Below are 4,690 nucleotides of genomic sequence, written 5' to 3'. Positions count from 1 at the left end.
CTGATCCCCTGCCTCTATTTCGACGAGGCGATGAGCATCCGAGATGCCGTCAAGGCCGGCGATATTGAAGGTGCAAGTGAAATTTTGCGCGAAGTGTTGCGTAACAAGCCCGAAAAGAACCGCTGGAGCGAAGAGTCGGCCGAAGAGTCTGCGAGAGCTTTCTATGAAACGGGTGGATAGCAGATGCCGAATGCAAAATGATGGATGATGGATGATTTATCTTGTCGAACACTTTTTCTCCATACAGGGTGAAGGACGCTATATCGGTGTGCCTTCGATTTTTTTGCGTTTCGGCGGATGCAATCTTCGGTGTCCTGGATTTGGGCAATATGAAGTAGAGGGCGAGATCGTATCGGGCTGTGACACGATACGGGCGGTCGATATGGCTCACTTCAAGAAGAGTTGGCAACGTATCGACATGTTGGGGAGTTTGACAGAAATCATCGAAAAGTATCTCGAGCCGCTGGGATATCTTCCCGATATCGTATTGACCGGCGGCGAGCCGATGATCTATGCGGAGGATACGGTTTTCTACGCGTTGATCGAATGGCTGCTCGAAAGAAAGTTTCGCATTACTATCGAAACCAACGCCACGCTTGCCCCGCCTTTCGAAGCCTATCCGGCCTATCGTGACGTGACATTTGCAATGGCGGTCAAACTTTCCAACAGTGGCGAGCCGAAAGAGAGACGGGTGATTCCCGGTGTGATTCGGCGATTGGCCAACGAGGCAAACGGTGCATTTTTCAAATTTACGCTGGACAAAGATCTGATCGCGGGCAGTGGCGCCAGGGAGATCGATGAGATTTGCCGGGTGTTTACCAATGAAATTTACTGTATGCCGCTGGGTGATCATATTGAACAGTTGAGAGAGAACGCGCCGGATGTGGCAGCATTCTGTCTCGCCAATGGGTATCGTTACAGCGATCGTCTGCATGTGAGGCTTTGGAACAGGGAGGAGAAGCGGTAAGATGGCGAACGGCAGTTGGGGATTGGAGATTGGGGAATGATTATCAGGAAGCTCTACAAGTTTGAAAACGCGCATATCGTGCGGCACTGCACTTCCCGGCGATGCAGCAGGAGCATACATGGCCACTCCTACAAAGTGGAACTTCTCTTTTCGGCCCCAAACCTGGATCGCGGGCAGATGGTCTACGATTTTGGCCTGACGAAAGGAATGATCAAAGAGTTTATCGATGCATTCGATCATGCCATTACGCTTTGGCGTGGCGACGATCCGGCCTACATTGCCGATATGAAAAAGTGGAGCGAACGGTGGATCGAACTGCCTGTCAATCCTTCGGCCGAACAGTTTGCCCGCACATTTTTCCTGCTGATCGACAGAGTGCTCAAACAGACAAAGATGGTCAATGGAGAATCCGAGGTGACGTTGGAGAGTGTCATTGTTCATGAAACCGATACGGGGTATGCCAAAGCCGATCGTGACGATGCCTACAACTCCACAATGGGTCCAACCGAACTCGATACAATCATATTCTCGGAGCGGGTCAAGGAGGAGTGGGCCAATCCGAAGATGTTTGATGAATTACTGGCGGGGAGGATGTTCGTGAACCCGAATGTCGTTTAACGTAGATGAATACCAAGTCCTTTTTAAGCGAGGAGGGATTAAGATGCGCTATCATATTCAAAAGGAGAGAGCTATGAAAAAAATTGCATTGTCCGTGGCGGTTGCTGCGATGGTAGTGATGAGTGGTTGTGGTGACAAGAAGAGCGAATCGGTGCAGCATGAGACATCTGCGCCGGCTGCGAAAACCGAAACGCATGCCGCTGCCCAACCGGCTGAAAAGAAAGTTGAAGCAGCCGTTTCAGCGCCTGCAGAGCAGAAAGCGAAAGTCGCTGAAGAGAAACCCGCTGCCAAAGAGGCGACACCCGCCGAGGAAGCTGCTGCGGGCGTAAAAGAGGAGGCACACGAACAGGCAAAAGCTATTGTCGACAGAGTGGCAAGTGGTGAAGCGGAAGCGGAAGAGCATGTCACAACCAAAGCCGAAGAGGCAAAAACGCAGATCGATGTTACGACGTTGTATACCAAGTGTGCCGGATGTCACGGTATGAAAGGCGAAAAACATGCGCTTGGAAAGAGCAATGTGATTGCAGGACAATCCAGGGAAGAGCTCGTCAAAAAAATGAAAGGGTACCAGGCCGGTACCTACGGCGGTCCGATGAAAGGTTTGATGAACGGGCAGGTCAAAGGACTCTCCGACGACGAGATCGATGCCCTGGCCGGTTATATCTCTAGCCTGTAAAAAGCGAAACAGCATCTTTTGCAGTCAGGTTCCAGTGTAATGGAATCATACGGACCGGCTGCCCTTTTTCAAGCCGGTCCACATTCGCTTCCGTAATGATCATACCATCTGCTTCTTTGAAAGGGCGTACCATTCCCGGCCCCTGTTTTTCCAGAATTTCGAACCCCTCGCCATCGAATTTTCCTATGAGCACCGTCTGTTTGCCCGGTTTGATGCTTCTATCTTTTTTGCTGACAGTTGAAATCGGAGCGATATACGGGGCGTTCAGTCCCTGAAGGCGGTAGATGATCGAACGGGCGAAGAGCTCGAAGTTGACGGCGGCTGCAGCGGGATTGCCCGGAAGATTGATAATCCAGGTTTTTCCGATACGTCCGACTGTCGTCGGTTTGCCGGGCTTGATATTCACTTTATGGAAAAGCTGTTCCATTCCGAGATCGCCAAAGGCATCGAGTGTGAAATCGGCATCGCCGACACTGATGCCGCCACTTGTGACAATGAGATCCGCATCAAGAGCGGATGCGATATGCGCTTTGATCGACTCCGGCGTATCCGCGGTGGCACCCGTGAATTTCGTGTCGCAACCCAGTTCGGAGGCACGCGCGATGAACATCGGTGCATTGGAGTTGTAGATTTGATGCGGTTCGATCCGTTCGTAATGCATGCGCAACTCATGGCCGGTCGCGAAGACCGTGACCCTTGGTCTCTTGAAGATGCGGATGTGTGTGATGCCCTGACTCGCCAACAGACTGATCGTGTATGCCGTAACGATTTCGCCCGTTTCGACGATCCGATCGCCTTTCGCCGTATCTTCTCCCCGTTTGCGTATGTTCGCTCCCCGTTTGATTGTATCTGGCAATCGGATTCCATTCCCTGTTTCTTCTGTGTTTTCCACCGGTATAACGGCTTCGGCGCCTTCGGGTATGACGGCTCCTGTCATGATTCGGACGCCATCGCCTTTCGAGACTGTCACGTCGCTCTGATCTCCTGCATAGATTGTGGGCTGTGACGAAATAACGCCGCCGGCATCGGCCATTGTAACCGCATAACCGTCCATCGCGGAGCTGTCAAAACGAGGCAGGTCAAATTGGGCATAGAGTTGTTCGGCACATACGCGTCCCAGAGCCGCCTCGATCGGAACGATTTCCGTTCCCACCGATTTCACATGGGAATGAATAAGTTCCATCGCTTCCGTTATCGAAACCATCGGGTCTCCTTTCCTTCACATCAACAACATCAGTTTTAAAAAGGATTATAGTACAATCGAACTTATGGAATCTATGGAACATTTGATGGTGCAGTTGCATATATGGCCGGTGATTGGCCTGGCAGGTTTGGTGGTGTTGAACATTGTCGTCATTCTGATGCAGAAAGATGACGGAAAACTCAAGAAGTATCTTCGCATTCAGGCGACGGCCTGGACGACGCTGATCAGTATGATCGTTTTTACCGGTGCGTCGATTATGGCCTATCTGCATCTGGACTTTTCGCTGAAAATTGTATTGATGATCGTGGCTGCGGTCGCGTTGGGGTCGCTGGAGCTGCGGCGCCATTACGTTGTCAAGGATTCGCGTCCCGGCAATGAGTGTTTTGCAAATGTCAGAAAAAACGTGCTTCGCTACTATATCTTTCAGCTTCTCTGGATTTTGATGATCGGAGGTTTCGCCCCGCAACTCTCATAAGGAGTACCGATGCAATTTCTCTACCATCCCGATGCGGGCTTGCCCGATATCACGATCGAAGGGGAAGCTTACCGCTATATCTTCAAAGTGCGGCGCCATAGAGAGGGCGAGCGTATCGCCTTACGGAATCTTCGTAACGACTATCTCTACTTCTATCGTATCGACAGGGTGACGCGCCGCGAGGCGGAACTGATGTTCGAGGAGAAGGAGGAACGAACTGTCATGCCCGACAAAAAGGTGCATGTCGGCTGGTGTATCGTCGATCCGAAAACCGTCGAGAAAACAGTTCCGACACTCAACGAGTTGGGTGTGGTGAAAATCTCTTTCCTCTACTGCGAGCGCAGCCAGAAACATTTTAAAATCGATCTCGAACGCCTGAAACGTATTCTTATCAACTCCTCCCAACAGTGCGGCCGCAGCCGTATGATGGAGCTGGAGATTCTCGACTCGGTCGAAACCTATTTCGAGCGATATCCGGAGAGTGCCGTACTCGATTTCGGGGGAGAATCTCTGCCATGCGATGGCGGGGTCGGACCGATCCTCATCGGTTGTGAAGGGGGCTTCAGCGAGATGGAGAGAAAATTTTTCGAAAATCGGACGATTTATGGACTACATACACCACTGATTTTGAAAAGCGAAAGTGCCGTCTGTACGGTGGCGGCTTTGACGGTGGTTTGACAGGGGCGAAATGATCAAAAAATCTCTTCTACTGGCCGCTCTTTTTTCTTCCATATTCGCGGAAGTCAATCT

6 protein-coding genes and 1 pseudogene are annotated in these 4,690 nt (G+C 51.2%); 6 read left to right on the top strand and 1 reads right to left on the bottom strand.

Annotated elements, in window-relative coordinates; translation table 11 throughout:
• From Q1K24_RS09280 to Q1K24_RS09265, 4 genes and pseudogenes are all read left to right on the top strand, one after another.
• Positions 1–180: pseudogene (locus Q1K24_RS09280) on the top strand (GTP 3',8-cyclase MoaA); the annotation flags it as partial.
• A 31-nt stretch (positions 181–211) separates the two neighbouring features.
• Complete coding sequence (locus tag Q1K24_RS09275; RefSeq protein WP_300369286.1) at positions 212–967, top strand: 7-carboxy-7-deazaguanine synthase QueE; 756 nt, start codon at positions 212–214, stop codon at positions 965–967.
• Between the two features lie 36 nt (positions 968–1,003).
• Positions 1,004–1,585 (top strand): 6-carboxytetrahydropterin synthase, encoded by a 582-nt coding sequence (locus Q1K24_RS09270; protein ID WP_300369284.1) that lies wholly within the window; start codon positions 1,004–1,006, stop codon positions 1,583–1,585.
• Positions 1,586–1,658: 73 nt separating this feature from the next.
• Entirely contained in the window at positions 1,659–2,261 is a 603-nt protein-coding gene (locus Q1K24_RS09265) for a c-type cytochrome (protein ID WP_300369281.1), read from the top strand.
• Here Q1K24_RS09265 and glp read toward each other — a convergent pair.
• The gene (gene glp, locus Q1K24_RS09260) at positions 2,251–3,465 is read right to left on the bottom strand and encodes a gephyrin-like molybdotransferase Glp (protein ID WP_300369278.1); all 1,215 of its coding nucleotides are present in this window, start codon (positions 3,463–3,465) and stop codon (positions 2,251–2,253) included. The two genes, Q1K24_RS09265 and glp, sit on opposite strands and share 11 nt — an antisense overlap.
• An 85-nt stretch (positions 3,466–3,550) precedes the next feature.
• Here glp and Q1K24_RS09255 point away from each other — a divergent pair, with 85 nt between their 5' ends.
• Positions 3,551–3,940: a hypothetical protein gene (locus tag Q1K24_RS09255; protein ID WP_300369275.1), complete on the top strand. Its 390-nt coding sequence runs from the start codon at positions 3,551–3,553 to the stop codon at positions 3,938–3,940.
• A 9-nt stretch (positions 3,941–3,949) separates the two neighbouring features.
• Complete coding sequence (locus Q1K24_RS09250; protein ID WP_300369272.1) at positions 3,950–4,618, top strand: 16S rRNA (uracil(1498)-N(3))-methyltransferase; 669 nt, start codon at positions 3,950–3,952, stop codon at positions 4,616–4,618.
• The last annotated feature ends 72 nt before the right edge of the window (positions 4,619–4,690 follow it).

The organism is Hydrogenimonas sp. (assembly GCF_029932565.1).
Classification (GTDB): domain Bacteria; phylum Campylobacterota; class Campylobacteria; order Campylobacterales; family Hydrogenimonadaceae; genus Hydrogenimonas.
This window is presented reverse-complemented; position numbering and strand designations above follow the sequence as displayed.